This window comes from Candidatus Methylobacter favarea (assembly GCF_902806695.1).
Taxonomy (GTDB): Bacteria; Pseudomonadota; Gammaproteobacteria; order Methylococcales; family Methylomonadaceae; genus Methylobacter_B; species Methylobacter_B favarea.
The window spans coordinates 48,860-75,078 of record NZ_CADCXN010000124.1 but is presented as its reverse complement, the minus strand read 5'-3'; the positions used below and the strand labels follow the sequence as shown (position 1 = coordinate 75,078).

At 46.7% G+C, this 26,219-nt stretch carries 30 protein-coding genes; 14 read left to right on the top strand and 16 right to left on the bottom strand.

All coding sequences use genetic code 11. The features are described 5' to 3' along the window. Positions 1-102 precede the first annotated feature (102 nt). The 9 genes from HUX64_RS18550 to HUX64_RS18510 form a co-directional block, all read right to left on the bottom strand. Positions 103-1,230 carry a hypothetical protein gene (locus HUX64_RS18550; RefSeq protein ID WP_174627668.1) on the bottom strand — a complete coding sequence of 376 codons (1,128 nt, stop codon included), beginning with the start codon at positions 1,228-1,230 and terminating at the stop codon, positions 103-105. A 218-nt stretch (positions 1,231-1,448) separates the two neighbouring features. Continuing rightward, complete coding sequence (locus HUX64_RS18545) at positions 1,449-2,111, bottom strand: hypothetical protein (RefSeq protein ID WP_246247135.1); 663 nt, start codon at positions 2,109-2,111, stop codon at positions 1,449-1,451. A gap of 133 nt (positions 2,112-2,244) precedes the next feature. After that, positions 2,245-4,239 (bottom strand): transketolase, encoded by a 1,995-nt coding sequence (gene tkt / locus HUX64_RS18540; protein WP_174627667.1) that lies wholly within the window; start codon positions 4,237-4,239, stop codon positions 2,245-2,247. Positions 4,240-4,358: 119 nt separating this feature from the next. Next, a complete protein-coding gene (gene hxlB / locus HUX64_RS18535; RefSeq protein WP_174627666.1) occupies positions 4,359-4,892 on the bottom strand; it encodes a 6-phospho-3-hexuloisomerase in 534 nt (177 codons plus the stop codon). A gap of 2 nt (positions 4,893-4,894) precedes the next feature. Then, positions 4,895-5,536 (bottom strand): 3-hexulose-6-phosphate synthase, encoded by a 642-nt coding sequence (gene hxlA, locus HUX64_RS18530; protein WP_174627665.1) that lies wholly within the window; start codon positions 5,534-5,536, stop codon positions 4,895-4,897. Between the two features lie 352 nt (positions 5,537-5,888). Continuing rightward, positions 5,889-9,023, bottom strand: a complete 3,135-nt coding sequence (gene recC / locus HUX64_RS18525; RefSeq protein WP_174627664.1) for an exodeoxyribonuclease V subunit gamma — start codon at positions 9,021-9,023, stop codon at positions 5,889-5,891. 137 nt (positions 9,024-9,160) lie between these two features. Further along, on the bottom strand, positions 9,161-9,634 hold the full coding sequence (locus HUX64_RS18520) for a nuclear transport factor 2 family protein (protein ID WP_174627663.1): 474 nt from the start codon (positions 9,632-9,634) through the stop codon (positions 9,161-9,163). 278 nt (positions 9,635-9,912) lie between these two features. Then, entirely contained in the window at positions 9,913-10,794 is an 882-nt protein-coding gene (locus HUX64_RS18515; protein WP_246247134.1) for a DUF3014 domain-containing protein, read from the bottom strand. 166 nt (positions 10,795-10,960) lie between these two features. Beyond that, on the bottom strand, positions 10,961-11,401 hold the full coding sequence (locus HUX64_RS18510) for a type IV pilin protein (protein WP_174627662.1): 441 nt from the start codon (positions 11,399-11,401) through the stop codon (positions 10,961-10,963). Positions 11,402-11,566: 165 nt separating this feature from the next. On the opposite strand from HUX64_RS18510, the gene HUX64_RS19445 reads away from it, so the two are divergent. From HUX64_RS19445 to HUX64_RS18490, 4 genes are read left to right on the top strand one after another with little or no spacing between them, the layout of a single operon-like run. Further along, on the top strand, positions 11,567-12,109 hold the full coding sequence (locus HUX64_RS19445) for a GspH/FimT family pseudopilin (protein ID WP_217426616.1): 543 nt from the start codon (positions 11,567-11,569) through the stop codon (positions 12,107-12,109). Then, positions 12,106-12,744, top strand: a complete 639-nt coding sequence (locus HUX64_RS18500; protein WP_217426615.1) for a prepilin-type N-terminal cleavage/methylation domain-containing protein — start codon at positions 12,106-12,108, stop codon at positions 12,742-12,744. The genes HUX64_RS19445 and HUX64_RS18500 overlap by 4 nt, the downstream gene beginning before the upstream one ends. Continuing rightward, positions 12,731-14,041, top strand: a complete 1,311-nt coding sequence (locus tag HUX64_RS18495; RefSeq protein WP_174627660.1) for a pilus assembly PilX family protein — start codon at positions 12,731-12,733, stop codon at positions 14,039-14,041. Before HUX64_RS18500 ends, HUX64_RS18495 begins: the two co-directional genes overlap by 14 nt. Positions 14,042-14,074: 33 nt before the next feature. Beyond that, positions 14,075-16,204, top strand: a complete 2,130-nt coding sequence (locus HUX64_RS18490) for a prepilin-type N-terminal cleavage/methylation domain-containing protein (protein ID WP_174627659.1) — start codon at positions 14,075-14,077, stop codon at positions 16,202-16,204. Here HUX64_RS18490 and HUX64_RS18485 read toward each other — a convergent pair whose 3' ends face one another. Next, a complete protein-coding gene (locus HUX64_RS18485) occupies positions 16,205-16,411 on the bottom strand; it encodes a hypothetical protein (protein WP_174627658.1) in 207 nt (68 codons plus the stop codon). Positions 16,412-16,449: 38 nt separating this feature from the next. Here HUX64_RS18485 and HUX64_RS18480 point away from each other — a divergent pair, with 38 nt between their 5' ends. The 6 genes from HUX64_RS18480 to HUX64_RS18455 all read left to right on the top strand — a co-directional run bounded on the left by HUX64_RS18480 (position 16,450) and on the right by HUX64_RS18455 (position 18,920). Then, positions 16,450-16,671: a BrnT family toxin gene (locus HUX64_RS18480; protein WP_246247133.1), complete on the top strand. Its 222-nt coding sequence runs from the start codon at positions 16,450-16,452 to the stop codon at positions 16,669-16,671. Positions 16,672-16,723: 52 nt separating this feature from the next. Further along, positions 16,724-17,023, top strand: a complete 300-nt coding sequence (locus HUX64_RS18475) for a hypothetical protein (RefSeq protein WP_174627657.1) — start codon at positions 16,724-16,726, stop codon at positions 17,021-17,023. A 439-nt stretch (positions 17,024-17,462) separates the two neighbouring features. Continuing rightward, positions 17,463-17,672 (top strand): hypothetical protein, encoded by a 210-nt coding sequence (locus tag HUX64_RS18470; RefSeq protein ID WP_174627656.1) that lies wholly within the window; start codon positions 17,463-17,465, stop codon positions 17,670-17,672. Beyond that, on the top strand, positions 17,663-18,007 hold the full coding sequence (locus HUX64_RS18465) for a type II toxin-antitoxin system PemK/MazF family toxin (protein WP_174627655.1): 345 nt from the start codon (positions 17,663-17,665) through the stop codon (positions 18,005-18,007). The genes HUX64_RS18470 and HUX64_RS18465 overlap by 10 nt, the downstream gene beginning before the upstream one ends. A gap of 407 nt (positions 18,008-18,414) precedes the next feature. Next, entirely contained in the window at positions 18,415-18,642 is a 228-nt protein-coding gene (locus tag HUX64_RS18460) for a ParD-like family protein (RefSeq protein ID WP_174627654.1), read from the top strand. Next, on the top strand, positions 18,642-18,920 hold the full coding sequence (locus tag HUX64_RS18455; protein ID WP_174627653.1) for a type II toxin-antitoxin system RelE/ParE family toxin: 279 nt from the start codon (positions 18,642-18,644) through the stop codon (positions 18,918-18,920). The genes HUX64_RS18460 and HUX64_RS18455 overlap by 1 nt, the downstream gene beginning before the upstream one ends. Before the next feature lie 193 nt (positions 18,921-19,113). Here HUX64_RS18455 and HUX64_RS18450 read toward each other — a convergent pair whose 3' ends face one another. From HUX64_RS18450 to hslO, 5 genes are all read right to left on the bottom strand, one after another. Continuing rightward, positions 19,114-19,452, bottom strand: a complete 339-nt coding sequence (locus tag HUX64_RS18450; RefSeq protein WP_217426614.1) for a BrnA antitoxin family protein — start codon at positions 19,450-19,452, stop codon at positions 19,114-19,116. Positions 19,453-19,493: 41 nt separating this feature from the next. Next, a complete protein-coding gene (locus HUX64_RS18445; RefSeq protein ID WP_174627651.1) occupies positions 19,494-19,694 on the bottom strand; it encodes a BrnT family toxin in 201 nt (66 codons plus the stop codon). 155 nt (positions 19,695-19,849) lie between these two features. Further along, positions 19,850-20,440, bottom strand: coding sequence for a Uma2 family endonuclease (locus tag HUX64_RS18440; protein WP_246247132.1), 591 nt, complete (start codon positions 20,438-20,440; stop codon positions 19,850-19,852). A gap of 55 nt (positions 20,441-20,495) precedes the next feature. Further along, on the bottom strand, positions 20,496-21,296 hold the full coding sequence (locus HUX64_RS18435) for a hypothetical protein (RefSeq protein ID WP_174627650.1): 801 nt from the start codon (positions 21,294-21,296) through the stop codon (positions 20,496-20,498). After that, entirely contained in the window at positions 21,274-22,143 is an 870-nt protein-coding gene (gene hslO / locus HUX64_RS18430) for an Hsp33 family molecular chaperone HslO (protein WP_174627649.1), read from the bottom strand. The genes HUX64_RS18435 and hslO overlap by 23 nt, the downstream gene beginning before the upstream one ends. Before the next feature lie 100 nt (positions 22,144-22,243). Here hslO and msrA point away from each other — a divergent pair, with 100 nt between their 5' ends. After that, a complete protein-coding gene (msrA, locus tag HUX64_RS18425; RefSeq protein WP_174627648.1) occupies positions 22,244-22,876 on the top strand; it encodes a peptide-methionine (S)-S-oxide reductase MsrA in 633 nt (210 codons plus the stop codon). Between the two features lie 374 nt (positions 22,877-23,250). On the opposite strand, the gene HUX64_RS18420 is transcribed toward msrA, so the two are convergent. Then, the gene (locus HUX64_RS18420; protein WP_246247131.1) at positions 23,251-24,243 is read right to left on the bottom strand and encodes an efflux RND transporter periplasmic adaptor subunit; all 993 of its coding nucleotides are present in this window, start codon (positions 24,241-24,243) and stop codon (positions 23,251-23,253) included. Positions 24,244-24,423: 180 nt separating this feature from the next. On the opposite strand from HUX64_RS18420, the gene gcvH reads away from it, so the two are divergent. From gcvH to HUX64_RS18405, 3 genes are all read left to right on the top strand, one after another. Further along, positions 24,424-24,807: a glycine cleavage system protein GcvH gene (gene gcvH, locus HUX64_RS18415; RefSeq protein WP_174627647.1), complete on the top strand. Its 384-nt coding sequence runs from the start codon at positions 24,424-24,426 to the stop codon at positions 24,805-24,807. 101 nt (positions 24,808-24,908) lie between these two features. Next, positions 24,909-25,268, top strand: coding sequence for a diacylglycerol kinase (locus HUX64_RS18410; RefSeq protein ID WP_174627646.1), 360 nt, complete (start codon positions 24,909-24,911; stop codon positions 25,266-25,268). 11 nt (positions 25,269-25,279) lie between these two features. Further along, on the top strand, positions 25,280-26,212 hold the full coding sequence (locus HUX64_RS18405; RefSeq protein WP_174627645.1) for a carbohydrate kinase family protein: 933 nt from the start codon (positions 25,280-25,282) through the stop codon (positions 26,210-26,212). The last annotated feature ends 7 nt before the right edge of the window (positions 26,213-26,219 follow it).

The following is a 26,219-nucleotide window of genomic DNA, read 5'->3' as shown; positions in this document are numbered from 1 at the left end:
AGCTTTTTGGGCTTAAATTATTCTCCTCTTACTATTTATGTAAGTCAGCAATTAAAACCTGACATATTTCAGTAATCGCAGAAAATTTGATATCGGCGTTGTTTACCAAGCTCTCTTGAGTAAATACCTATCAACTCCAGTCAGACCTGGAGCTATATTTTTAGTTCCGGATAGATGCTCTCCCAGATAGCTGGAAACGCCGGTAATTTTCTGTTTTGCCAATATAACCTGTCCTTCCAAATATTTGGAAACGCCCGTAGGTGTTGCAATGTCTTTAGCCGAAATGAACTCACCTTCCAGAAACCTTTCCACTTCCAGAAACCTTTCCACTTCGGTTGCAGTTGAGGCTAAGGAATCTTTCATAGACGTAACCTGTTTCTCCAGATAGCGGGAGACTCCGGATTGTGCCTTTGTTTGAGCAGATACTGCCGAGTCTGCCAAATATCCATTAGCTATAACGGCAACCGGCTTTTCCCTAGCTGCTGCAGAATGATCGGCCAGATACTTTGCAACTCCGCTTGTAACCGATTTTATTCTTGGAGTTGCATACTGTCTTGCCAAATATTTGGCAACGCCGGACCGAACCGGTCTTTTATTTGAAGCGATGGATTGCTCTTGCAAATATTGAGCAACTCCGCTCAATACCGGTTTTACTTTTGGAGTTGTATAATTTCTGGACAAATATTTAGCCACACTCGATGGAACCGGTTTTTTACTTTCCAATACCATTTGCCTGGCCAGATACTTGGTAACTCCGCTTACCGGCGGTTGTTGCCGGGCCAATATCATTTGATTTTGTATATACCGGCCAACTCCGGTTGCCGCCGGCTCCTCTGTAACAGGGATAGACTGTTCTTCCTGAGACTTCGTTCTTTCGCTGGCTAGAGCTTCCTCTTCTTTGGCTTTGGCCGCCCGCTCCTCTTCCAAATACTTGGCTATTAAAGCCTTAGCGGCTTTTTTTCGGGCACATAAGGCCTGTTCCGCCTGATACTTGGCGACTCCGGTCAGTAAAGTAAGTTCTCCGGCAGCTTTAAGCTGTTTGGCAATATACTTCTCAACTCCACTTAATGCAGGCCTATCTCTTGCGTTAAGAACTTGCTTTGCCAAGTATTTATCCACTCCGCTTGCAGAGGGCACCTCACGTTCTGTTTTAGCCAAATATTTGGCTACGCCTGTTAGCGGCAGTGTTTGTCTGGCTGATAGTGCCTGCTTTATTAAGTATTTGGTCACACCAGTTGCTGGAGATGTTTGTTTTCTTTCCAGATATCTGGCAACACTTGTCGCAGAAGGTCTGGCAGCCAAGTATCTGGTTACTCCGGTAGATCCCTTGGCATCGTCAGAATATACAGTCGAACTTTGCAATTCCTGAGCTTTAGATCGTTTCCTGAACCAAAATAATCCAGCTACAGCCGGAAAAACGAAGCCTCTCGCAGCATTCGGCTCCATCCTTAACCTCGTTCGCGCATATATTTTTCAACGCCGGTTGCAGATCCTCTTGCTGATCCCGCAGTCTTTGCTATGTATTTGGCAACTCCTGTTGCTCCCGAGCCTGATTTGACATGTTTTTCCAGGTATCTAGCCACTCCTGTGCCTGAAGACCGGTTTAAGTATTTAGCAACGCCGGTAAGTTGGCCTGCAGCACCGGAAGATACTGAAGGCTTAGTCTCAACTTTCTTGGCTTTAGATTGTTTTTTAAAGTAGACCAGTCCCGCCAAGGCCAGAATGATTAAACCAGGCCAAAATTCACTTAAGCTGCTGGCGGCTTTTTCAGTTGTTGTTTGTGAGGCTCCGCTTGAAGCTGGACTCGGCGCCGCCGCTACCGGGTTTTCGGTAAGAGCCTGGCTGGGCTTATAATCGGCATCCTTGTAAAGAACCTTTGGCTGAAAGTGGGCAGCCGGGTATTGCGAATCTGCTTCGCTAGCGGTTTCTGATTTCGAAACAGACGGCTCGCTTGTTGTGTCTGCTGTTTCAGATTTGCTGGGTTGATAAGTCTCGTCCTGGTAAATGACCTTCGGCTGAAAGTCCGCTGCAGGATATTGTTCCGCACCTGCAATAGGACTTGCTAAAAGCAGGCCTGCAAATAAACTGTTTATTAAATTATTTTTTTTCACATTCTTCACCTGATTATTCATAAAAAGCTGATTTAGATCTCGATGGGCTGGACAGGAAGATCACATACTCGTAAAAAACAGCCTGCTTTCGCCAAAAGCAATACCCATGATTCCCATTATTCGTCTTTTATATTTAAAGTATGGCTTCCACGTTGTTTACGACGTTTTCAACAGTGAAGCCAAACTCTTTAAAAAGCTGGCCCGCCGGCGCTGATTCCCCAAAGCGATTTAAGCCCACTACCCTGCCGTTGCTTCCTACATATTTCCACCATCCATCCGTTACACCGGCTTCTACCGCTACCCTTTTAGTCACAGATGAGGGCAGAACCGACTCCCGATATTGCGCATCCTGACAATCAAAAATGTTTGTAGAAGGCATTGAAACAACACGAATTTTCTTGCCTTTGGATGTTAGCGCATCCGCTGCTTTAACGGCCAGTTCGACTTCCGATCCTGTGGCAATGATGATGGCTTCGGGCTGTCCTTCACAGTCGCTCAAAATATAACCGCCGCGGTAAATAGCTTTAATCTGCTCGGGAGTTCGAGGCATATGCGGCAAATTCTGGCGCGAGAAGATCAGAATGGAAGGTCCATCCTTGCGTTCAATAGCCGCTCTCCAGGAGACGGCTGTTTCTACCGCATCGCAAGGCCGCCAAACCTGCATGAATGGAATCAAGCGCAGCGTCGCCGTCTGTTCCACGGGCTGATGGGTTGGTCCGTCTTCGCCCAAACCAATTGAATCATGGGTATACACAAAAATCGAACGAATTTTCATCAACGATGCCATTCGCAATGCGTTGCGCCCATATTCTGAGAACATCAGGAAAGTCGCCCCAAAAGGAATTACGCCGCCATGAAGCGCAAGACCATTTAAAATGGCAGACATGCCAAATTCTCGTACGCCATAATTGATATAGTTTGCATCAGGCTTATTGGCTCGCATGGGACGGTAAGCTGACCATTCAGTCATATTTGAACCGCCTAGATCGGCAGAACCTCCGAACAATTCAGGCAATAACCTGGCATAGCCTTCAATCGATGCCAATGAGGAAAGCCTTGTCGCTGTGGTTTTCGCTTCGTCATTAACAGCGCTGATAAATTTATCTGCATCCTGAGTCCAGTTTTCCGGCAAGTCACCGGTCATACGACGCTCATATTCAACAGCCAGCTCGGGATAGGCTGATTTATACGCGGCAAAGCTATCATTCCATTCTTTCTCAGCCTTGGCTCCTTTAGCCCTGGCATCCCAACCGGCATACACCTCGGCGGGAACCTCGAATGCCTCGTGATCCCAACCGAGCGCCGCCTTGGTCAGATTAATTTCGTCCTGACCCAAGGCCGCCCCATGACACCCATGAGTACCGGCTTTATTGGGCGAACCAAAACCAATCGTTGTCTTGCAGCAAATCAGGGTAGGCTTATCAGTCATGGCTTTCGCAAATTCAATGGCTTTATGTAAAGCATTGGAATCATGACCATCCACATTGGCAATAACATGCCAGCCATACGCTTCAAAACGCTTGGGCGTATCGTCGGTAAACCAGCCTTCAACATGACCATCAATAGAAATGCCGTTGTCGTCCCAGAAGGCAATCAGATTGCCCAATCCCAGCGTACCTGCCAATGAGCACGCTTCGTGCGAGATGCCTTCCATAAGGCAACCGTCGCCCATGAATACATAGGTTTTATGGGCAACAATTTTATGACCATCTTTGTTGAAGTGAGCTGCCAATGCTTTTTCAGCAATAGCCATGCCCACTGCATTGGTAATGCCCTGGCCCAACGGGCCGGTAGTGGTTTCTATACCGGGTGCATAACCATATTCAGGATGGCCTGGCGTCCTTGAATGAAGCTGACGAAAGTTTTTCAGTTCTTCAAGGGGCAGATCATAACCGGTCAGATGCAGCAAGGAATACAGCAGCATTGAGCCGTGGCCATTTGAAAGAACGAAGCGGTCGCGATTTGACCATTTCGGATTAGAGGGGTTGTGGCGCATAAAGTCGTTCCACAAAACTTCGGCAATATCCGCCATTCCCATGGGTGCGCCCGGATGCCCAGAATTTGCTTTCTGAACGGCATCCATGCTCAATGCGCGTATGGCATTCGCTAATTCACGGCGCGAAGTCATAGTCTTCTCCTTAGTCGGTTAATTATTATAATTAGTGAAATGCTTAATCAATAAATTTTATCGATTTTTACTATTCTGCATACATTGGAACGAGTGACGATGGCCACCCGTTCATTGACTCATTCCAGATTAGCGTGCCTTGATCTCATTACTTCTTCAGAAATGCCTTTTTCATGTATGATATGGGAAATAATTGCTTCCAAAAAGATCAATGTAGACAATTCAAATACCGTTCCCATTGGCATGCCTTTCACTTTACCATACTGCTCGGAGCGGCCTATCTGGAACACTGCATCTGCCATATCGCCAATTGTCGAGTCACTTTTCGCAGAAATCAAAACAATGTTAGCGCCTATTTCCCTGGCGCGTTTGGTGAATGCGATTAACTGCTCCGTTTCTCCCGAACCGGAAATAATGATCAACAAGTCACCCTTTTTAATACTCGGCGTAACAATCTCACCCACTACGTTTACATCATAACCGCCGTGCACCAGTCTCATCGCAAAAAAATTGCCGACCAGTCTGGAGCGTCCCGCACCGGCGATGAAGATGCGCTTGGCATTGTCAAGCAGCTGGGTAAGCTTTACCTCATACGTATCGTCTGTGGCCTCAAGAATACTTGAGATCTTTTCTGTTATAAGTTGCTGATGCATAATTATGCGGCTTCAACCAGTTCGCGGATTTCACGAGCGGCTTCGGCAGGTGAAGGCGCTCCATATATTGCGGCACCGCAAACGACAATGTTGGCGCCCGCATGCACAACGTCCTGAACGGTCGCCTGTTTAATGCCGCCAGCTACTGAAATTCTGAGGTTCAGGCCCAATCTGGCGATATCATTCAAGTCGCTAAATGGAGTATGGCCGGCAGCCTGCGCATCAAGGCCGGTGTGAACTCCGATAATATGGGCGCCTGCTCTGGCGGATTCTCTGGCGCACTCTACTTTATCCGGCACATTAATGAGATCGACTTGCGCTTCTGCGCCGTGCGCGTTTGCTGCTTTGACAACGCCGGCAATGGTGGCAAGACCGGATACGCCCAATACCGTGCAGATATCGGCTCCTGCTGCATAAAAAGGTGTGGCTTCATACTCGCCAGCGTCCATAGTCTTAAGATCGACTAAAACCAGTTTATCTGGAAATCTTGCTTTCAGTTCCTTGACTATATTGACGCCGTTATGTTTTACACATGGCGTTCCAACTTCGAAAATGTCAACATAGGGTGCTGCTTGTGTCGCAAGCCCTATTGTTTGATCGAAATCTAGAGAATCTAATGCCAATTGTATTAATGGTTTTGCCATGATACGTGCTCCGAAGGATTATTAATTATTAATAGTTATAGTTGGTTACATACTTGTTTTGCGATCATAACTGTAAAGTACAAAGGGGAGGAATGTCAATGCCCAATGCTTGATGCCCGATACTTAAGGTGAGCGCCTTAAATAAGGTGAAGATAAATTAATCTTTCAATCAGAGCGTTATCGATGTTATTTAGAACAAGGCTGAGAAACAGGCCTATCTGTACATGCCTTACTTTAAACCTCTACGGAAGCTTGTGTTCTTTCCAAATCATGGATAAATAGGCAAAGAAATTTCAATTTGCCGGAAAATGAACTGAAGCCTTTATATAGCTAAACGAAACGCGGCCTCGCCTTAATGCTGCTCATGCGTGGTTTCCCAGATCGGCAGCAGTAAGGACTCACAGTGCTGCTCAAAAGATTCGCCCAGCACCAGCCCCATATCCGTTACATCATGATAAAGCCGTCTGAGCTCCAGCTCATAAGGCCGCTCAAGGGCTTTAGCCAGATATTCTCTGGCGGCATCAAGCGCTGAAACAGTTGCTCTTGAGCCGGACTTTAATTTATAGGCCTGCTTGACATAAGCTAAAGCCGGCTCCACAAAAAAAGCATCCGGCTGTTGCTGGCCTAGCCGGTATATTTTTATAAACTCAATTAAAGGAGTCAATTGGCAATGTTTCGGCAATAAGATCAAATCCTTGTCAATGCTGAGCAAAAAAGTGGATTGCTCCTGAAGCCGATTAATAATCATGTGATGCAGCACAGCACAAATAAAATCCTTGCCTTTAAGATCGGCATAGCGATAAAAAAAACTGCCGTTTTTATAACGATTGCCCAACTTGCCTACCAGACGACAGTCATCCATATCTAAATCAACAGGCAAATCGGGCAACGGCTCACCCATATCTTTAGCTTTTATAATTCCAACAAATTCATTAAGCGCTTTTTGATGCCCCTCAAATTCCAGTTCGCCCAATATGCTTGGCAGCCATCTTCCCTGCGCCTGGAGTTTTTTAATCGATAGCGCTCTGCCGCTTAAACTCTCGCGCACCCATTCCTGGCCTATTGAGTAGCTGTCGAGCCTGTCTATATTAAACGGCTCCCGCTCCTCGGCGTCCGCCTCGATGCCATTAAATCGCAACTCCATCCGGCGCCGCATAAAATAGCGCTGCGGATGCCGGAAAAAGCTGAATAGTTCGTTCAGGTCAATAATCTCTTCAGACGCCGTGTTTAGGGCGCCCTGCCACCACATGGCTGTCTGCGGTTTGGGCGCAGATAATGCCCTTGCTGTTTCGCAGTCGGCCTCGGAAAAACTGAATAAATCTGAATTGCCGTTAAAATAACGCGGACTGAAAGGCTGCAAGGGGTGCCGGGTAATAAGATCGGCAAGTTGATAACCGTCTTGCAAGACTTCCAGCAGCTCACTAATAACGACAGACGGGGGAATAACAGCATTGGTGGCATTCGACTGTCCGATATAAGTCATGATCAGCTGTTGTCTGGCCGATAACAGAATTTCCAGAAACTGATAACGATCATCCGCTCTGCGTGAACGGTCGCCTTGGCGGAAGTTTTTAGCCAGCAAATCAAATGTCGGGTTTGTGGTCGCGTTAGGGAATTCGCCGTCATTCATCCCCAGCAGAGCGATAACTTTAAACGGAATCGAGCGCATCGGCAGCATCGAGCAAAAAGTCAATTGGCCGCGTAAAAAGCCGAGAGATGATTTATGTTCCTCAACCGCTCCCTGCAGCCAGCTGACAATTACCTGCAACTCGACTTCATCATTATGTACAACAGCCAGCTCGTCGGATAATACGGCCAATAACTCGTTGATTTGCCGGCGGTCGCCTGGGTCTGCATCAGCCAGCAACTGGTCGGCATAATAATAGAGCTGCCCGCTCCAGGCTTTCAGGGTCTTCGCCTGTTTTAACTCCATGCCGGCTTTGAACACCAGTTGCAGAAAGTCATGCAAGCCGCCCAGAGCCAGAGCGGATGAGCCTTCAATATCGCGGTACGGAAGCACAGCATCAACAAAATCCTCATCACTGCCCACGGCATAACCCATCAGCAATCTATCCAGCATCGCCTGCCAGGTGTTTTCATTAAAGCCGGGCAGCCCCAGTTCCTGCTTGTGTATTGCCGATTTGCCCCAGCGCACATGGGTATCACGCACCCAGTGCCTGATTAATTCCAGATCGGCCTCGGACAAGCCAAAGCCGGAATAAACCGCCGGCTGCTCAAGTAAATCCAGCACGCTTTGCCAGCCAAAGCGGCTTTGACTTAAATTCAGAAAGCGGATTAAAGCATCCAGCGCACTATTGTTCAAATGCAAGCTGCGATCGGCAATCGCATGTTGAATGTCGTTGAAAATGGCGGCTATAAAAGGTTCATAGACTTGTATATCGGGCGCCATAACCACCATATCGCGCAGTTCCAGATCGGGGTCATTTTCCAGAGACTGCAACAACAGATTTTTCAAGACTTCGACCTCGCGCATTCTGGAATGACAAGCGTGAATGCTGATAGAGTTATCCTTGCACAGAGTCCGTCCAGCCGGGCGATTGTTTAAAATATCGTTTTGCAAATGGTGAAGATTATTGCCGGCTTCGGTCGTTTCAAAACTTTCCGGTTCAAAATCAAACTGCGCCAGCTCCAGCAGCATTTCCTGAAATTCGCGTCCTTGCTGGCCCAAAGTCGACAATAGCGGATGACCTGAAAAGTTTTCCGCACGCGCCTGTTGCCGCCTGGTCTCAAGATCAGCCCAGAAAGTCCGGGCCGGATTAAGCAAAAAAAGATGCACCTGGCAATGTTTTGCCAGCGCCTGCAAGCAGCTTAAAAATAGCGGCGGCATGGTATTAAGCCCGAAAATAAAAACTCTTTCCGGCAATTGCAAGTTAAATGAGCCTTCCTCTGCAAGATTTAGCGCAGCGATAACGTCCAGCCATACCGCGCCTCGATGCTTAGAGCCGATTTGCGCAGTTACCAGCCGCCATAGCGCCTGTTGCCAGTGTTCGGTTTCTGTATCAGACAGGACACGGCCGCTTTGCCATTCCGCCAGCATATCAGGGCGCATTATCTGGTACTGATCAAAAATCTGCGCCAGCTGTTGCGCCAGCTGATAGCGTTTCAAGGCAATATTTTCAGCTGTAAGGTATTGCGTTAACGGCAAAAACTCAGCGCCATCCAGACATCTGCGCAATACTGCTTCAAAGCGCCAAAGCAGCTGACTGCGCTCAAACGCCCCATCCTCAGCCGACAGACCAATTTTTTGCGCCAGAGAACTGAAAAACCTGGCGGGGAACAGGAACTCGTAATTGCCCCAAACATTAAAATGGCTGGCCAGCCGCTGCGATAGCCAGCGCTCCATGCCCTGACTCTGAATTAAAAAAACTTCCTTTTCAAAAGGCGATGCCGGCGGCGAGCTTTCAATGACAGCTATCAGATGAGCAACCAGATTTTCAGTTTTATTGGAGCTGTGCAGAATGAACATTGAAATGCATGGAAATAGGGAATTATTGAATTATAAGCGGCTATGCGAATTTATTGATACTCAGGCGGACACTCACATCCATGTAACCTCGGTTGTTCACCGCCGGAATGATGGAAGAAAAAAGCACAGTTTAAAAATCACAAATCAAGCTCGGACAATCCCGGATGATCTTCTGGGCGGGGGCCGAGCCGCCAGTGATACCTGCGCTCTGAAGCGTTGATGGGCAGATCGTTGATACTGGCCAGGCGCAACTTCATCAGCCCGTCCTCATCAAATTCCCAATTTTCATTGCCGTAAGAGCGAAACCAGTTGCCGGCGTCATCATGCCACTCATAGGCGAAGCGCACGGCAATACGCGCGTCATTAAAAGTCCACAGTTCCTTAATAAGACGATAATCCAGCTCTCTTGCCCATTTTCGCTGCAGAAATTTCACGATTTCGCCGCGGCCTGAAAGAAATTCAGCGCGATTACGCCATTTGCTGTCCAGGGTATAGGCTAATGCTATTTTTTCGGGATTACGTGAATTCCAGGCGTTCTCGGCCGCGCGCACTTTTTGAACGGCTGTTTCATAAGTGAACGGCGGTAGCGGCGGCCGGCTATTGTCAGTCATATGTTTACCTTTTTATTTACAAGCTTCAGCCACAATCGAAACAGTGAATATCCTGCGAATTCGCCTAAGGAACATCACCCTGGCATTACCTTGGCATTGATTTACCTCAGGCTACCTTAATTTTTCACCCAATACTTAACTTCCGCAGAATTGCGTCGTTCCGGCACTCCCTGCGGGTATGACGGTTTCTGCAAGCAGATGAAGCATCTTGCTAATCCTATTCCCAGACGAGCTTAGATGGACACACAAGCTTAAATCAGCTTCAACGCACAAACGCCCTACTCTTTCATGCTAGCCAGCTCTTCAACCAGCAGCCGTACCTTATTTTGAATAATGCGGGTATTTTCAGGACCCATGCGTATCATCTGTTTGCTTACCGGGCTTAAGGCTTCAAGCTTTTTATCGGCAAATTTATAGCGCACCGACGGCCTTACCAAGGCAATCGGCTCTTCAATAATGGGCGCCGCCAGAATTTCCGCGGCAGCTTTTGAGAAAATATCTTCCAGCTGGTGCTCGGCGGGATAGCTAAACTCATCAAAAACCTGCAGCATTAACGGCCGAAATTTTTTATATACCGACATGGCGGCTCGTACATCGATCGCATCTATCGCCGCGGCCAGTTTGTCATAACGCTGATAACCTTTATCGGACATAAACATGACGCCATCGATCAGCTCGACTTTAAACGGCTGGGCCTGTTTAAGAAAGCGCATGTGCCTTTCAAGCCACGCTCCCTGGGAAAAATCATTCGCGATCAACATATACTTTCTGATTAACTGGTCGGTATTCAGCCACGGCGAAAGTCCTGGAGAAACGCTGTTTATTGCCTCGCGAAACGGCCTGTCGCTGCCAAGAAGATCCGGCAAAACAAACCGCTGTTCCTGCATCGTGGCGCCCTCCCTCCAGGCTTCAGTATCGTACGGGATTTCTTCCGGAGCAGGTTCCGGCGCCGATACATCTGCATCCGTTTCGCCTGAATCAGGCGGGATAGTTAGAGCTTTCGTTTCAGGCACGGCGGCTTCTTCCTGCTTCAGTTTATTAAAATAAAGCCAGCCGCCGCCGGCAAGGATGATAAAAATAGTTGCCATAACTACAATTATTCCGGCAGGTTTTTTATCCCTGGTCTGATCGTATCGTCCCATCGTTTTAAGCCCCTTCATGTCGTCTTTCCAAATTAGGAATAACGTAACACATTTTGCTGTGGTAAAGGGAAGCAAAAAATAAAAGGCAAGATTGGTTGTTTATTTGAAACGGTTCCAGCATTGAATTAGTAAATGGCAGGCAAAAAAGCCTGCCCAACCTGGGCTGCTTCGCTCTCAGAATGAATTATTTTTGCCAACAATTTGCGACAGAATCAGTACCGGTCACAGTTTGGGTTCCTGCCTGATTGATGCCAAGTACATTGCATTTGGCGTCAGTGAAAGTAGGCGTGGCGGTAATTGTGTAAGACGTTGCAGAACCAGCAGTTATAGCAAGCGTATATTTCCCGTCCGGCGAATCAGTGCTGCCGACCAGATTGTGCGCGCCGCCTGCAACACAAGTGAACGTTGTGGCATGAATGCCATCAGCATATTGAGGACAGTTCGCCCTGTATTTCTCTTGCGCCAGTTGTAAGTTTAACAATCCCGCTTTGCCATCCGCACGTTTGGCTCGCGTTACATATTCCTGATAGGCCGGATAAGCAATGGACGCAAGAATGCCAATGATGGCCACCACAATCATCAGTTCAATTAATGTAAAACCCGCAGGCCGTTTGAATCTGCACATCGTTTCACCCCTGTAAAGTTATTTGGTTCATCCAAGCTTAGCATAACCGGCGCTAGGGAAGGCCATTCGATTAACCTCTCCTTCAATAGACGAATTGTAGATTAGCTTCCGGGTAAGAAAACAATATTAATCTATAGTTAACTCATACATAAAAGGTGGAGAGATATGAACAAACAAACGAGCTCCGGCGTTACTTTGGTTGAGGTCATGATAGTGATTGCCATAATCGGCATATTAGCAGCAATGGCAGTGCCATCATTCAGCGAACTCATGAAACAACAGCGCGTGGAGGGTGCAGCGGAAGGATTGGTGGCAGCTTTGCAAAATGCCAAAGCCGAGGCAATTAAAACCAACAATAATATGGGCATTGTTTTTACGCCGGCAACAACAGGCACTGATCTTAACACTTGGTGTTATGGCATGACGCCGGCTGGCGCTGCGACTTGTGATTGCACTGTAGCCAATGATTGTGCATCAGGAAGCGTTGTGCAAAGCGCTGATTTTACAGGCATCACTGTCAATTTCAATACATCAAATTCGCGGGCCTTTAGCCCTTTGCGCGGCACAGGAACACAAGGCACCATTAGATTTTCTGCCGGCAATAACAAAACCCTTGGCGTTACCACTACTACGATTGGCAGAATCCGGATATGTAAAGACACTACTTCGACAATCCCTAGCTATAACGACAGTGGGGCCTGCCCATGAATATAACCGCCAATTTAAAAGCAATGAAATATAAACAACGAGGCTTTACATTAATCGAACTTTTGATTTCTATGGTAATAGGGCTCATCGTCCTCGCTGCTGTCCTCGGCATGTTCGTTACCATGATCAAATCTGATAATGACAATTTAAAATCCATACGGCTCAACCAGGAGCTGAGGTCTGCGATGAGTCTGATTACACGGGATCTACGCCGCTCCGGATATAACGGCGCGGCGGCTGCAGCAGTAATGGCTGGTAATAATCCGTTTCAGGATATGAAATTCGACATCCTCACCCCTCCTATTAACAACGCAACCTGCGTCACTTATACCTACGATGCGGACAACGATGGCGTAGATGACGGCAATAGCGAACGCTTCGGCTTTCGCTTAAACGGCGGAGCCATTGAAAGCAGGGAAAGCGGTGAAAACTGCGCCGGGGCTACAAACTGGGACAATATAACCGACGAAAATCTGGTACAAATAAACGCCTTCATCGTTAAAGATAGCCCTACGACCTCCGCTGGCATTACTACCCACCAAATAACCATAACCTTGAGAGGACAGCTGGTTCGTGACAATTCCGTTACCCGAACTATTAGCGAGATAGTGGAGATTCGAAATGATGAATACTAAACACGATACAGTAAAGCGGATTTTCCAAGGTGCACCTCGCATCCATCAAAAAGGAATGGCAACTTTAGTCGTAAGTCTCGTCGTATTAACAATCATTACTTTAATGGTCATCTTTGCGGCCAAAGTGGGCATATTTGATCAGCGGATGTCCGCTAATGAATACCGCTATAAAGAGGCTTTTGCCGCCGCTGATGGCGGTTTGGAATACGCAGTTCAGCAATTTTCTGAAAATATTAGCGTTGGAGCCGACGGAAATTATATATACGACCCTGATAAAAACGGCATCCCAAACGCCATTCCATATCCATTTCTGAGTAAAAATAATCTGGTTGGCGGAGTTGCCAGTGCCAGTGAGGCACGATTTACAGCGACGATTGCAATCCCCCCCGCCGTGGGCGGTGTAACTGTGTATACTTTTACTTCAGCAGGTGAATCGATAGACAGAACAGGTTCGGCATCGGTTAGTGAACAGGTAGTTTTTCGGCATATCACCGGGGGTAATGTCCCTGATACACCGGTTATTGCAGGCGGCAGCATGGCGGTAACCGGCAACATGCATGTTGTGCCTAATCCCAACGCTTCGTGTCCGGATGGCACCTCAGATAGCGGCTGTGCGGTTTCAATATGGACGCATGATACGGTTAATACTTCCAGCTCCATTTCTACCTGCCAAATTCAAGGCTTTTCCGGCGGACAATGCCCCAATCCTACCAGTGATCCTTTGCACGCCCAAATAACCAATGGTACTTATCAAGGCGTTGATATTGTCGCAAGCGATCATTATACAACTGATCCCACTCCAGGGCATTTCCCCCCAGATTTATTTGATTTTGTCTTTGGTGTGCCTTATACCGAGTGGCAATCTATTAAATCAGCGGCAGAAAATCTAGACCCTTCCCAGGTTTATTCAGACTGCAATAGTTTAAATTCAAGCTCTAAAGGCCTTATCTGGATTACGGGAGATTGCCAAATTAATGGAGGGGTCATCGGCAGCGTTGCGAATCCCGTTATTCTTGTGGTTCAGAATCATCAACTACAAACCGGCGGTAATGCGACTATCAATGGCATTGTGTTCGTATTTGATGATACTCCAGCGACAGATGGTGATGTTCAGGGGCCTGCTCTCGGCGGCGGTACGGTAATCAGAGGCTCATTGATTACTGATACCGGTATTAGTGGGGGTACGGGCACGTTTGCTGTCGTTTGGGATCCAGACATATTTGCCAACATCCAAAACAACTCCGATGAAAACTATCGGCAAGTTGCCTCTATACCAGGCAGCTGGCGCGATTTCTAATTTACACATCTATCTTCAAAAGGCGAAGCTATCATGAACAGTCAAAGCAAAAAACAACGGGGCGTGGGGCTAATCGAAGTGCTGGTAGCTGCCCTGGTATTTGCGGTTGGCATTGGTGCGGTCGTTAAATTACAAGGAACTTTTTTTCAGAGCGGCAGCAATGCCAATGCCCGCGCCACGGCAGTCAGTATGGCTCAAGCAAAATTGGATGAACTTCGCGCCACTGATTTTTCCGCCATTGCCGCTGGCACAGATAATCCAAGACCGGATGGCGTCACAGATAATTCTATACCGTCTAGTGGCACAGCATTCACCTATGCGAGAACCTGGACTTCAACAGATTACTATTACAACGCAGGTGTTTTAACCCCATGCGGTAGTCCATGCAGCGTTGATCAAAAAGCGATTACCGTAACAGTTTCATGGAATGATCCTGATACCAACAATAACACAGTAGCCTTGACTCATGTTATTAACAAGAATCCCTCAGATGCTTCCAGTACATTAGTAGGATACACACCCGGTGGCAGCGGAGAAAAACCGGTAAGAATTCATAATCCGGGGTTGCTGCCGGATGTTGTGCCTGTTTCCGTTGGAAATGGGCAAAGCAAGGAGACCAGCAAACCACTTCCCGAGGTGAGTCAAAATGACCAATTTGTAGAAACCAAATTTACAGTTGATACATACAAGCCAGGTGGCGGCAATGAACTGGTACGCGAAGAAGAGTTTTTGACTCTGAATTGCGAATGCACATTAGGTACTGCTGGCTCTGTGTCTTCGGGAACCGCCGGCCGGGCGCCCAGCAGACAAACCATTGAGACTAACAATGGAGAAAGTCATCTTGCTTATGTCACGGGTGAAAAAGTAGACGGGAAAATTATCGGTTCACGTATCAGTACTGGTCAAAGTGGTCAGCAATCGGAGCTTTGTACGGATTGCTGTCGAGACCATCATGATAGTGACGGCCCAACTGGTGCGGTATTGTATGATCCTTTCCGCTTACCCATTTATTACAGCAATGGAGATCATAATCATTATGCTCTTAATAATTCAGGCAATTTGGTCCTGGCAAGTAGTGCTGGGGAGACTTATCTCGAAGCCTGCCGTATGAAACGTATAGATGGCAATTGGCGCGTTCTGCAGGATTGGCGCATAGAAAAACTTAAAGTTATGCCGTCATCTTTCTTGCTGAATAGTAGTGGCCTGGCAAACTATCAAACTTTTATAAGCCAGTTTGTTAAAGATTATGTGTCAAGCATTCCTGACGGTAGCAGTAATGCCGGCACGATCAGCACGGAAACAACATTCACAAATGAACCCCATGACATAGCGCTTCAGGCAGGAGTCAATGATAGCAGTAATGCCAATGACAGAACCATGTCGGCCCGTGCAATTTATATAGATTTTATGGATTCAAACATGGTTAAGACCATAAAAGATCAGGCTGTGAGTCATCCAGATACGGTTCTTCAGCTAATTCCGTTTTATGAAGTCAACGTCACTAAATTGGCTACATGGGGGAGTTCGGACAGTTCTCAGGCATTAGTGACCAGCGAGCCTGTACAGGATAACAATACACATAGTCGAGGAGTGGTGACTACGATTGCAGCGGGTACGCCCAATATTAAGGCTACCATAGAAAAAAGCAATACAGGGTTAACAGATACAATCACCCTTGATCCCGAAGACAAAAGCCAGTCCATAGCAGACGATATTACACTGGCAATTACTGGAGGCTCACCTCCGCCAACTGGTACACACTTAACCGGCTCAATTGCTGTGTCTGGTAGAGGCCCAACAGATACAGGCAAAAACCCGAACGATATAACAGTCACTGTGGAAATTTATAGTGGTGCAACTCCAACTCCAATTTCAAGTACTGTCTGTAATAGAACAGCAAATGGCTCATCCGTTGATGGCAATTTTGATTGCCTTCTTGATGTATCCGGTAAAACTAATAAAATTATCTTTGGAAGCATAAGTACCAACAGTAAAAATAATCATGTATGTCCTGAATCTGATGGTAATCCAAATGCGGCGGTTGTCTACGCGAATGATGGCACAACGAGTGAGTCGGCAACTTATACATACACTTATTCCACTGCGCCTTCCCCTGCACCAATGCTCGATATTACTTTGAAAAGAGAGACTAGCGGCTGCTAGCTAACCAGGTAGGGTGGCAGCGCTAAGCTGCCCACCATTTTCACCGGCAAATGGTGGGCAAACGATAAAGCTGTTTGCCCACCCTACTTTTCGGCCCTCCTTTATAACAACCAAAGGTATGGATTTATCAATGTGGGGCAAAAAAGTATTGCCCACCTTGCTATGAAAAATCCAAGATGCAAATCCCCCCAAAAGTTTAAAAATCATACGGCGCCCCAAGGCATACCCATGTTATTATTCAAATTATGAAGCCTTTTAATTGGAATTCCGATAAAAATTATAAGCTTATAAAAGAACGCGGCATCTCTTTTGAGGATGTTGTGTTCTGTTTACAAAGCGGCGGGTTATTGGATGACATTTCCCACCCGAATGATGAAAGGTATGCCCATCAGCGTGTTTTTGTGGCCGCTATTGATGATTATGTCTATTTGGTTCCCTATGTTGAAACAGAAGATGAGATTTTCTGAAAACAGTTATTCCTGCCAGAAAGGCGACCAAGCAATATTTTGGAGGTAATTTATGAAAAAATTTAAATTAGATGAGGATGAACAAGCACTTTTGGAAGCGTTTGAAACGGGTCAGTTTGAGTCGAGCTTAACGGCTGAAAGAAAGAAGTTTATTGCAAAGTCCGCCGCAGCAACCTTTAAAAAAGACAAAAGAATCAATATCAAACTATCAAGTCGCGATTTGTCCACTATTCAACGAAGAGCGCTTGAGGAAGGCATCCCTTATCAAGCCCTGGTTTCCAGTATTATTCATAAATATGTTTCTGGAAGTTTACGTGATGTTTTGCCCGCTAAGTCTACAAATAATACGTAAGGCCCCCATCCGTAACCTGTTTGCAACACACACTCGTCATCTCGTGTGGAGATCCAGCCTACAAGGATATATTTACCGCCAGGCAGGGTGGGCAGCGCTTTTCTGCCCGCCACTTTTATTAAGCAATTGATACAACCATCCCCCATAGCTCCTCCACCCCTTTAACAAAAGGCTTAACTATTCAGTTTTTGTCATTCCGAATGGAGCGGGGAATCTTAAGCTTTTTTCATGCTCTGATATTTAAAATTTCTCAGTAAGGGCAGAAGTGCAGTATCTAAAATGAATGCAGCAAACACTCCAGCAAGTTGTTCTCGCGCATTATTGAATAGAAAAAAACCGGCTATTATCTTTGTTATACTGAAATACAATCAGATTTGCTGATTCTTGGCTGGGCAGCCCACGCAACAAGTAATTTTTAACGCAGAAGGAATATTTAAAAATGTTAAGAGAAATAACAGTGCCACATTCTGAATTTTTAACCATCAGAATACCTAAAGATTATCTTGAGCAGGAAGTTGAGATATTAGTTTTTCCGATAAAAAAAAGTGCAGTTAATAATGAAGAAGCCGAAATTCAAGCTTTCTCCAGCCACAGCGCAGCAATCATTGAAGACTGGAAAGACGAAAATGAAGATCAGATATGGATATAAACATTGGCGATATTTTGTTGTGTAAATTCTATTTCAGTGATCTTCAGACAAGCAAGAATAGACCTGTTTTAGTATTTAAGGATAATCTGCCGTTTAATGATTTTGTCGGGCTTCCGGTAAGCAGTAAAACCTTAAAGCTTCAAAGTGATGAAATTATCATTACCAACAAAAATTTGTCGGAGGGTGGTTTACCTGTTGAATCAAAAGTTATGGTTCGTAAAGCTTTTGTGATTTCTAAAAACAATCCGGTCAAAAAATACGGTTCACTCAACGAAGAATGCTTGATAGAAGTTAAAAGAACTTTTTGCAAGTACTTTGAATGCAGCAATCGGTAAAAAACGCGGCATCTCTTTTGATGCCAAGTAGAGCGGGCAGCGCTAAGCTGCCCACCACTTTTACTGCCCACCTTTCACCGGCAAAAGGTGGGCAAACGATAAAGCTGTTTGCCCACCCTACCCGCTGAATTTTGACGATGTATGCGGGGATTTAATACCTCTGGGCAAATAACCCCAAAGGCGGTTTCGCTTTAGCCAGGCGGCTGGGCAGGCCTTTTTGCCCGCCGTTTACAATTAAGTACATCCGATCATGCTTTGACAAGGCTTTCATGGGGAGAGCCTAAGAGCTCAGGACGAACGGATTTACTTTTAAAAGCTGGGTGGAGATATCCGGGTGTCCTTGCGTTTCGGTTACGTTCCATCTATCATGAAACTACTTTTGTAGCAGATAATTTCGGAGTGAAGCCATGGGAATACCAGTACGCATAGATGACGCCTTGTACGAACAAGCACGAGCGCAAGCGCAGGCCGAGAGGCGCACCATAGCCGGTCAAATAGAATTTTGGGCTCTGGTGGGGAGAACTGCCTTGGACAATCCCGATCTTCCCATTGATTTTGTGCGCGACTTGTTGATTGCGCGCGCGGAAGGGCCAACGCTTGCTACACCGTTTGTGCCTGAAGGAAAGCGTAGCTGATGGGTGGTTCTCTCCAGGTTCAGCAAAGCGCGATGTTTAAACGGGCGTACAAACGCTTGCATCCGAGCCAGAAAGCCGATGTGGATGATGCCGTGGCCGACATTGTGCGAGATCCGACAATTGGCGAGGCCAAGAAAGGTGACTTGGCTGGGGTGTTTGTGCATAAGTTCAAGTGTAACGGTCAGCCAACGTTGTTGGCTTATGAATACGATCCCAAAACTCTTCTGTTGCTGTTGCTGGGCAGTCATGAAAACTTCTACCGGGATTTGAAGCGATAGCTGTAAAAGCAGCCATGTAGGTGGTCAAGCTTATTTTCCCGCCGTTTACAATACCAAACGCCGGGCTCATCAATATGATAGGCAGCTTAGCGTTGCCCTCCTATACAACATTAATGGGTTGCAGTGCAATTTTGTACATTTAGACTGGCTTATCCACAAAATCCCGGGCTAACCCATTCTTCATTGAATATCATCAAGCCCGGTGTAGCTCTTCCCGTATCACCTCCCGCAACGCTTCTTTCACGCTATCTGCCTCCAATGCCCGGCGCAAAGTATCATTGATGAGTGTCTGGTACCCCCGACCGCCCGCTTTGGCCTTGTATGCCTGCACCACCGCTTCATCCAGCATAATGGTGATGCGCTGTTTACCCAGACCCAATCCCGGCAACATTTCGGACACTGGCCGCAACTCGGCAAACTCTGTTGCGGTCAATTCTGGGCTATCCTCATCCGGCACATCCGCTAAAGACGCGGCATCCACCGCAGTCCAATCGATTTCAAAGGGTTTGGTTTTTAAATTTTTTCTGCTCACGTTGGTTCGCCTTTCTAAAAGAAATAATGTGAATACGGTCATCAGCCGGCGCGCAAAACACCACCCCCATCCAAACGCCCATCTATGGTGTTATATCCGATAAAACGCCGCTCCGGATACACCTTGCGGGTATCTTCACGCACCAGCAGATGGCTATTGAACAGCAGGCGGGCAACCAGTAACGGCAAGCCCCGATCACGGATATTGGTTTCGTTTTTGATGGGGTTGCAAGTAAATTCCACGAGTCATATTATGCACATAATTATATGCATTTGCCATTGTTTCTGGCAATGCAGGCTGCGAGTCATGCAGGGTGGTGTTTTTGCACCGTTTAAAATACCAAAAGCATGGATCATCAATATGGTAGGCAGAAAAACGCTGCCTACCCGTTCGGATTTTATCCAGACCAGATGATAGCGGGCTCCGGCGGCTCCAGGCCAAATATTTCCCATAACGGCAGTTCAACTTCCGGCAAGCTTTGTAAGGCCAGTGCTTCAGGCGAACCGAAAATCTCGCTGGCGCCATAATGGCCGTCATTTTGCAGCCAGCAGCGCTGCACGTATTCTTCCAGCGGATCGATTATTACGTACTCTTGCACCCCGGATCGTTCGTATAACAATTTCTTTTCGCGCAGGTCTTTGAGCGCAGTGCGCGGCGACAAAACTTCGACAATCAAATCGGGAGCGCCCTGAATATTTTTTTCAGTGATTTTGTCAGGATTGCATACAACCAGCACATCCGGCTGCACGACGTCGTTAGCCGATAACACCACATCCACCGGTGCGATGAAAGGAACACAGGATTTGCCTTTTAATTTTTGTTTTAGCTGGCTGTAAAACTCTCCTGTAATATTTTGGTGCTTAATAGAAGGTGCAGGGCTCATGTCAAAGATCTGTCCTGCAATTAATTCCAGGCGCTCGTCGTCCGGCCAGCTCATATAATCCGCTACGGTATAACAGGCTTGATGTTTTTTAATCTGACTGTTCACAATTAATCTCCGCGGTCTTACATGCCCTAAAGCAAAACTGAGGTATTGATGCCGCTTAGGACTCGGTTGGGGGTTCTTCAAGAAATTTTCGATAATTGATTGAGACTTTAAGCCCTGCAAAACGGCCTGCCATTTTAATCAATTCCTGGGTCGATTTATCAAACGTGAGTTTAACCTCGCTCAATGCGCGGTCTTCATAGCCTTCTTCTATACTGGGTGTTTCCAGAAGAAAATGATAAATATACACCTCCTGTTCCTTTTCATCCCGGATTTCCAAAGGCGCTCCCAATTGCGCCAGAACGTCTGACTTTTTCGGCAAGTCCGCAGAAATTTTGTCTATCAAGCTGGTATCGGCCCGCAGCTGCATTTTATCCTTATTGATTTCAGCGCCGCCAAGCGAGCGCAGGGAAATCTCTAGAAACTTGGGCGGAGCGATCTGTAAAAACAAGGATGAAAATGACCAGGCCGCTATGCGGTCTTCTTTGTTAAAATCAAGATCGGAATAAAATCTGACTTCAGGCCTTATTAATTTGTTATTGGCGTCAATCTTTCGAAACCAGTACCGCCAGTGCCTGCCTTCAGAGGTGTAGCTATTCAGGCTGGGCTGCAGTTTCGAGAGCGAAACAAAATCCTTGCTGTAAAGAATCGGCTTTTTAAAGTGCAAGGTAAAATCATCGCTTACCGCAACGCTGAAATAGCGGTCAAATTCATCCATCTGCAAATAGGTCTGGTAAGCCCGCCACCAATAAATGCAGCCGGATAACGACGCGGCCAGCACTATTATAAAAATGAGGCGCAGGCCCCGTTTAATTGCTTCAGTTTTCAAACTTTTATTAATGCCGGGTTGCAGATTCATTAACCACGAACTCCTGAGACAGGATACTTTCAACATCAATTTTATCAAAGCAGTACTGTGCATTGCAGAATTCACAGTTTACTTGAATAATGCCCTGCTCCTGCAGAATAGCTTCCACTTCCGCCCTTCCCAATAGGCGCAGGGTCCGCTCGATTTTTAGCCGGGAACAGGCGCATTTGAATTCAACCGGTTCGGGGCTGAATAATCTGACTTTTTCTTCATTAAACAGCCTGTACAACATTTTTTCACAATCCAGCTCCAGCAGTTCCTGTTCAGTGACGGTGTCTGCCAATATCTCAATACGCTCCCAATCAGCTTTATAACTTTTGTGCTCCGGCAATTCCTGCAATAACAAACCGGCGGCATGGGTGTCGTTGGAAAACAGCCACAAACGGGTTTCAAGCTGCTCGGACTGGACAAAATAGGTTTGCAGGGCGGCGGCTAAATTACTTCCCTGCAACGGAACTATGCCTTGATATGGGTCGGCATTTTCTGATTCGATGGTTAAAACCAGACGTCCCTGCCCGAACATTTTCGCTAATGATCCGGCTGGCACATTGTCGCTGCTTTTGACCAGGCCTCTTATTTTCCGGTCATGAGTCGATTGGGCGACCAGGGCTTTAAAATCGCCTGAACCTTGGGCCTGAAGAATAATTGAGCCTTTAAATTTGATCGTCGCCGACAACATAACCACGGCGGCCAGCGCCTGCCCTAACTGCTGCTGCACGATTTGCGGCCCGTGCTGATGTTGTTTGGCTGCTTGCCAGCTGGCTCCTAATTTGACCCATTCCCCGCGCACGCCCAGTTCTTCGAATAAAAAGCGGCGTAAAAAATCTTGCTCTATCATCACTCTCCAGTTAAAGATTTAGACTTTATTAAAATTAATAATCGTAGTAATCTTGGGTCAGACCGCCCTTGAATTTAATGGACAAAATAGCATATTTGCCATGATCTTTTCATCAAAAAAACTGATTTTGCCTGATCCGGCCCATGCCTTACCGGGCCGAAATACGCCCATGCCTGTTTCAAACAGGCATTTTGTGAACGGTAATCCCATGCTTCCGCCATTTCCTGAAACCATGGAACAGGCAGTGTTTGGCCTGGGATGCTTTTGGGGAGCTGAACGGAAATTCTGGCAATATCCGAATATTTTCAGCACGGCGGTCGGGTATAGCGCCGGCTATACCCCCAACCCGACTTATGAAGAAATCTGCAGCGGTTTAACCGGACATAGCGAAGTTGTAAAAGTTATTTTCGATCCGGCATTAACTCCCTACCATGAATTACTTGAGCTGTTCTGGACATCGCATAATCCGACGCAGGGAATGAGGCAAGGCAACGATCTTGGCACTCAATACAGGTCCGGAATTTATACTTATACTGAAGAACAACATCAGACAGCGCTTGAATCCAAAAAATACTACCAGCAGCGGCTCACTGAGGCGGGCTTTGGCCAAATAACCACGGAGATAATGCCGGCAGGCGAATTTTATTATGCTGAAGATTACCATCAGCAATACCTGGCCAAACAACCGGGGGGATATTGCGGCATAGGAGGTCTGGGCGTGGCTTTTGACTAAAACAGGATTACAGCAGGCAAAAAAAAGGCAGTTTATAAAACTGCCATAAATAATATTAGGAAGGATATAACGCAACTTTCAGCTATCGGGCTTGTTAAAACCCTAAAAGTTAGGTTAATAATAGCAACACTTATTGCAAATAAAAATGTGGCATATTGTCGCAGCTTAGCCTATAGGATCAAGGGGATAAAGATCGCTTAAAGTTATTTACAGTAACAAAAAGTCTACCGGCTCGCGCCGTGATAATGTCATCCATATCAGCAACGCTGCCGGATCGCAGTTCCCAACTAGCGTCCAGACAGGCATAGCCTGGAAATCGCAGACCAATTACCGGGATGAAAAGCAAACGGCATGGCAAATTCAGGGCTAGCCGCTTAATCATCTTCATTAGGAATTTGCCCGCGAATTTCTTCGGACAGCAGCATTTGCCCTCCTGTGATGACGACTTGGTCGCCGGGCTTGAGTTCCTCACTGACAAAGTAACCGTCAGTTGCAGCTGAAAAATGATCGATGCTACGGCGGCTAAACTTTTCCCTGCCGGTTTTAATATAGACAAATGCCTGATCCAGATACCAGAGTAAAGCGGATTTGGGAATAACAACGCCGGGCCGCTCCTCATTTTGCTCAGGTATCCAGGCCGCGATGCGCATGCCTGTTCTTATGCGGGCGTCAGCCGCAGTCCGGAAAAAATAGCTCTCACCCTGGATGGAATTATCGGTTTGCGGAGCGGGCGAAATCAGGCTGGCTTTTTGGGCCGAATTGCGCACGCCTGACGGCTCTATGTAAATAGTTTGAATGTCGTCCGCTAAATGTTTATCGGCCGGCAGGGTAATTTGCAGCAGCGCCTGACGGCCGGATAAAAAATCATTCAGCTTGTCCGAATCGGCAGACACTACCCAGTCGGCGAGCTTTTTACCCCAGTTAAGCAGTACTTCATTGTAAATGGCCTGGCCCTGAAAGCGCACGGCGTCCAGTTGGGATTTATCGGTTTGCCATTGCGCTTGCTGACTTTGCAAATTGTGCTTTGAAGTGACTCCATGACGATATAAATTCTGCTGGCGCTTGATGTTCTGCTCGGCATGGTTGAACTTTGCCGCGGCGCTTCTGCGTTCGGCCAGGGCCAGTATATATTGATTATGCAAAGCCAGTAACGGCTGTATATTGATAGCCTTTCCATTAGCCGTGAATTCGGTATGATAGTTGACAGACTGAAGCGTCGCAGTCTGTATGCCTGAAATCGACTGCGTTTTATCGTCCAGATGGATAACCGGCTGAGCCGCCCTGACCTGTACTTTTGACGGTTGCTCATCGTCATTGGCAAAGGTTGCAAAGGCTGGAAGCAGACTGAATAGAAAAATACAGGGCATCAGCAGCCCATTACTATCGGCGGGAAAAAGCATACTGTCGAAAAGCAGGTTTGAAAATAGGCATAAATTATAAGGTTAACCGCTAAGTTAAATAAATTTTTTGTTGTTTTTAAAAAATAGCAGGTTATCCTTTTGTGAAGAATCAAGCGGATAACCCCAAAGTTTTTTTGAGAGATGAACATGAGTGATTTACCGGAAAATTTAAAATACACGAAAACCCATGAATGGGCGCAACTGGAAGATGATAATATCGTTCGTGTCGGCATAACTGATTTTGCTCAGGAAGAGTTGGGCGATCTGGTTTATATCGAGCTGCCCGAACTGGGGCGAAAAGTTCAGGCCGGAGAACAATGCGCCGTAGTAGAGTCGGTTAAAACAGCCTCAGACTTGTTCAGTCCGGCCGCAGGTGAAATTGTCGCCGTCAATGTGGCGCTGGTGGATGAGCCGGAGCAAATAAACAAGGATGCTTATCACACCTGGCTTTTTTGCATAAGAGCGGACGCGGTAGCGGATCTGGATCAGTTGATGGATGCGCCTGACTATGCCCAGATGATAGAGCACTAAATTAAATGGCAAGGCCAGGCGGATGGTTTTCCGCCTTGAAAATGCGCCTTTTCCAGTCCATTTTGTATAAAACACTTCGAAAACACTGATCGTAACAAACAATGGCAAATCAGAATGCGAGAGGTTTACAACGGCTGATCAATGCCTGCATTTTCTCAATAGCCGGTTTTAAAGCAGCCTGGGAACATGAAGAGGCCTTCAGGCAGGAAGTATTGTTGTTTGTGGTAACTACGCCGGTGGCTATCTGGCTGGGAAAGACAAATATTGAAAAAGTTCTGTTGATCGGCACTATGATTCTGGTCCTGCTGGTTGAATTGTTAAATTCAGCCATAGAGACTATCGTTGACAGAGTCGGCTTTGAACATCATGAATTATCCGGCAGGGCCAAAGATATCGGCTCTGCAGCGGTCATGATGTCACTGGTTTGGGCAGCCATAACCTGGACATTGATTTTACTTTAAAGAGGAACGCGATGAGTGCATTGATATGTGGATCCATGGCTTACGATACCATCATGGTCTTTCATGACAAATTTAAAAATCATATTTTGCCGGAAAAAGTCCACATCCTGAATGTGTCATTTCTGGTGCCGGTAATGCGCCGCGAGTTCGGCGGCTGCGCCGGCAATATCGCCTATAATCTGAAATTGCTGGGTGAAGAACCGTTAATGATGGCTACCGTAGGTCATGATTTTGAGCCCTACGCGCAATGGCTGTGCCAGAACGGATTGTCCAGCGAATTCATTCGTATTCTGGATAATACTTATACCGGCCAAGCCTACATTACCACGGATGAAGACGATAACCAGATTACCGCCTTTCATCCGGGCGCAATGAATTACTCGCATCTGAATTCAGTGCCTACAGACAAAGGCATCAGCCTGGGCATCGTATCACCTGACGGCAAGGAAGGCATGCAAGTGCATGCCGAACAATTCAAGGAATTGGACATACCTTTTATTTTTGATCCGGGCCAGGGCATGCCGATGTTTAACGGCGATGAACTGATTAAATTTCTGGATCAGGCAAGCTGGGTGACTTTAAACGATTATGAATCAGAGTTAATGCAGGAGCGCACCGGTTTGACATTAGCACAAATAGCTGAACATGTAGATGCATTAATTATTACGCTGGGCGGCAAGGGCTCCAAAATTTATACGCAGGGACAATGTATTACTATTCCGCCGGCCAAACCCTATGTGCTGCTTGATCCCACAGGCTGCGGCGATGCCCATAGAGCCGGTCTTTTATATGGCTTGCTGAATGAGCTGGGATGGGAAATTACCGGCAGGATTGCATCATTAATGGGCGCAATTAAAATAGAACATAACGGCACCCAGAACCATTCCTTTGACCTGGACAGTTTCAAACAACGCTACCGCGAAAACTTTGGAACCTCGTTTTGATAGTTCG

What these genes read in the sequence shown, in the direction of transcription:
- tkt (WP_174627667.1), bottom strand. Translation starts at nt 4,239, where the DNA reads ATGACTTCGCGCCGTGAATTAGCGAATGCCATACGCGCATTGAGCATG.
- hxlB (WP_174627666.1), bottom strand. Translation starts at nt 4,892, where the DNA reads ATGCATCAGCAACTTATAACAGAAAAGATCTCAAGTATTCTTGAGGCC.
- hxlA (WP_174627665.1), bottom strand. Translation starts at nt 5,536, where the DNA reads ATGGCAAAACCATTAATACAATTGGCATTAGATTCTCTAGATTTCGAT.
- recC (WP_174627664.1), bottom strand. Translation starts at nt 9,023, where the DNA reads ATGTTCATTCTGCACAGCTCCAATAAAACTGAAAATCTGGTTGCTCAT.
- HUX64_RS18520 (WP_174627663.1), bottom strand. Translation starts at nt 9,634, where the DNA reads ATGACTGACAATAGCCGGCCGCCGCTACCGCCGTTCACTTATGAAACA.
- HUX64_RS18515 (WP_246247134.1), bottom strand. Translation starts at nt 10,794, where the DNA reads ATGAAGGGGCTTAAAACGATGGGACGATACGATCAGACCAGGGATAAA.
- HUX64_RS18510 (WP_174627662.1), bottom strand. Translation starts at nt 11,401, where the DNA reads ATGTGCAGATTCAAACGGCCTGCGGGTTTTACATTAATTGAACTGATG.
- HUX64_RS19445 (WP_217426616.1), top strand. Translation starts at nt 11,567, where the DNA reads ATGAACAAACAAACGAGCTCCGGCGTTACTTTGGTTGAGGTCATGATA.
- HUX64_RS18500 (WP_217426615.1), top strand. Translation starts at nt 12,106, where the DNA reads ATGAATATAACCGCCAATTTAAAAGCAATGAAATATAAACAACGAGGC.
- HUX64_RS18495 (WP_174627660.1), top strand. Translation starts at nt 12,731, where the DNA reads ATGATGAATACTAAACACGATACAGTAAAGCGGATTTTCCAAGGTGCA.
- HUX64_RS18490 (WP_174627659.1), top strand. Translation starts at nt 14,075, where the DNA reads ATGAACAGTCAAAGCAAAAAACAACGGGGCGTGGGGCTAATCGAAGTG.
- HUX64_RS18485 (WP_174627658.1), bottom strand. Translation starts at nt 16,411, where the DNA reads ATGATTTTTAAACTTTTGGGGGGATTTGCATCTTGGATTTTTCATAGC.
- HUX64_RS18480 (WP_246247133.1), top strand. Translation starts at nt 16,450, where the DNA reads ATGAAGCCTTTTAATTGGAATTCCGATAAAAATTATAAGCTTATAAAA.
- HUX64_RS18475 (WP_174627657.1), top strand. Translation starts at nt 16,724, where the DNA reads ATGAAAAAATTTAAATTAGATGAGGATGAACAAGCACTTTTGGAAGCG.
- HUX64_RS18470 (WP_174627656.1), top strand. Translation starts at nt 17,463, where the DNA reads ATGTTAAGAGAAATAACAGTGCCACATTCTGAATTTTTAACCATCAGA.
- HUX64_RS18465 (WP_174627655.1), top strand. Translation starts at nt 17,663, where the DNA reads ATGGATATAAACATTGGCGATATTTTGTTGTGTAAATTCTATTTCAGT.
- HUX64_RS18460 (WP_174627654.1), top strand. Translation starts at nt 18,415, where the DNA reads ATGGGAATACCAGTACGCATAGATGACGCCTTGTACGAACAAGCACGA.
- HUX64_RS18455 (WP_174627653.1), top strand. Translation starts at nt 18,642, where the DNA reads ATGGGTGGTTCTCTCCAGGTTCAGCAAAGCGCGATGTTTAAACGGGCG.
- HUX64_RS18435 (WP_174627650.1), bottom strand. Translation starts at nt 21,296, where the DNA reads ATGAATCTGCAACCCGGCATTAATAAAAGTTTGAAAACTGAAGCAATT.
- hslO (WP_174627649.1), bottom strand. Translation starts at nt 22,143, where the DNA reads ATGATAGAGCAAGATTTTTTACGCCGCTTTTTATTCGAAGAACTGGGC.
- msrA (WP_174627648.1), top strand. Translation starts at nt 22,244, where the DNA reads ATGATCTTTTCATCAAAAAAACTGATTTTGCCTGATCCGGCCCATGCC.
- HUX64_RS18420 (WP_246247131.1), bottom strand. Translation starts at nt 24,243, where the DNA reads ATGCCCTGTATTTTTCTATTCAGTCTGCTTCCAGCCTTTGCAACCTTT.
- gcvH (WP_174627647.1), top strand. Translation starts at nt 24,424, where the DNA reads ATGAGTGATTTACCGGAAAATTTAAAATACACGAAAACCCATGAATGG.
- HUX64_RS18410 (WP_174627646.1), top strand. Translation starts at nt 24,909, where the DNA reads ATGGCAAATCAGAATGCGAGAGGTTTACAACGGCTGATCAATGCCTGC.
- HUX64_RS18405 (WP_174627645.1), top strand. Translation starts at nt 25,280, where the DNA reads ATGAGTGCATTGATATGTGGATCCATGGCTTACGATACCATCATGGTC.